The following is a 1,338-nucleotide window of genomic DNA, read 5'->3' as shown; positions in this document are numbered from 1 at the left end:
GGAGCAACCCTGGGCATGCCCTGGGAGTGGCCGCTGATGGCGGCGTCCTGTCTTGCCGTGGCCGGAGGGCTGCTGGTGTTTCTGCTGGGTGACGGCCCGCACCTGCCTAGAAGCAGCGGGCGATTGCCCCTCAGCCAGGGGCTGGCGGCTCTGCGCATCCCGAGATTCCGGGCAGTGGCCGGTGGTTACTTCGGCCATATGTGGGAGCTCTACGCGTTCTGGACATTAACACCCCTGCTCATCGGCCGGGAGCTGCAGCGGATGGGGCAGAGTGACGCACTTATTCCCTGGTTGTCGTTTGCTGTCATTGGCATTGGTGCGGCAGGTTGCGTCGGTGGTGGCCGGCTCAGCCGAACACGGGGTAGTGAATGGGTGGCCCGGCGAGCCCTGATGGTGTCCGGGGCCTTCTGCCTGGTTTACCCCTGGCTGAACGGACTATCGCCGGCCTTGCTGATCGTTTTGCTCATTGTCTGGGGCATTGCTGTGGTTGCCGACTCACCTCAATTCTCGGCGCTGGCCTCGGCAACGGCGCCGAGGGAGTCGGTAGGCTCCTCTCTGGCGGTGATGAATGCGGTCGGGTTTGGTCTGACGCTGCCGGCCATCTGGCTGACCAGTGGGCTCTGGGGCCAGTTGAATGTCTGGGTGGTTCTCCTGCTGTTCCCCGGTCCGGTGCTCGGGCTTTGGGCACTCTCCCGGGCTCGGCCTGAGATTCAGGCTGGTTAGTGAGACATCGTATGACGACCTCTGGAACCACGCCGAGAATACTCCTTCTGTCTGGCTACGATGCCGCCAGTCACAGGCGCTGGCGGGAGCAGTTGAGCGCCATGTTTCCGCGTTATGAATGGCAGTTTCTTGCTTTGCCGCCAAGATTCTTCCGCTGGCGTATCCGTGGCAATCCACTGAGCTGGCTGAATGAGCCGCTCCTGCAGGAATCCTGGGATCTGATCATCGCCACCTCCATGGTGGACCTGGCAACCTTGCGGGGGCTACATCCGCGCCTGGCCAATACCCCCTGCCTGCTGTACATGCATGAAAACCAGTTCGCCTTCCCGGTATCCAGTGGCCAGAACGCCAGTGCCGATCCGCAGATGGTGAACCTGTACAGCGCGCTTTCGGCCGATTGTGTCGTGTTCAACAGTGGCTGGAACCGGGACAGTTTTCTGGCTGGCGCCGACTCTTTCCTCAAGAAGCTGCCCGACGCAGTGCCCGAGGGCCTGATCGAAACCCTGCGGGACAAGTCGAGGGTGATACCGGTGCCGATCGAGGACCGGTTGTTTGCTGATCGCCGGCCACTTATGAACCGGGCCTGCCCCCATCTGCTCTGGAACCATCGCTGGG

Annotated in this window: 2 protein-coding genes; both read left to right on the top strand. The window is 62.4% G+C overall.

The features are described 5' to 3' along the window. Positions 1-723 (top strand): MFS transporter (locus B2W52_RS10290; RefSeq protein WP_286802865.1); only part of this gene is annotated, 723 nt, incomplete at its 5' end. Between the two features lie 11 nt (positions 724-734). Beyond that, positions 735-1,338 (top strand): tRNA-queuosine alpha-mannosyltransferase domain-containing protein (locus B2W52_RS10285; RefSeq protein WP_286802863.1); only part of this gene is annotated, 604 nt, incomplete at its 3' end.

Origin of the sequence: Marinobacter sp. UBA2498, assembly GCF_002341575.1 — a bacterium.
Taxonomy (GTDB): Bacteria; Pseudomonadota; Gammaproteobacteria; order Pseudomonadales; family Oleiphilaceae; genus Marinobacter; species Marinobacter manganoxydans.
The sequence above is the reverse complement of the archived record's forward strand: the minus strand, read 5'-3'. Positions and strand labels throughout refer to the sequence as shown.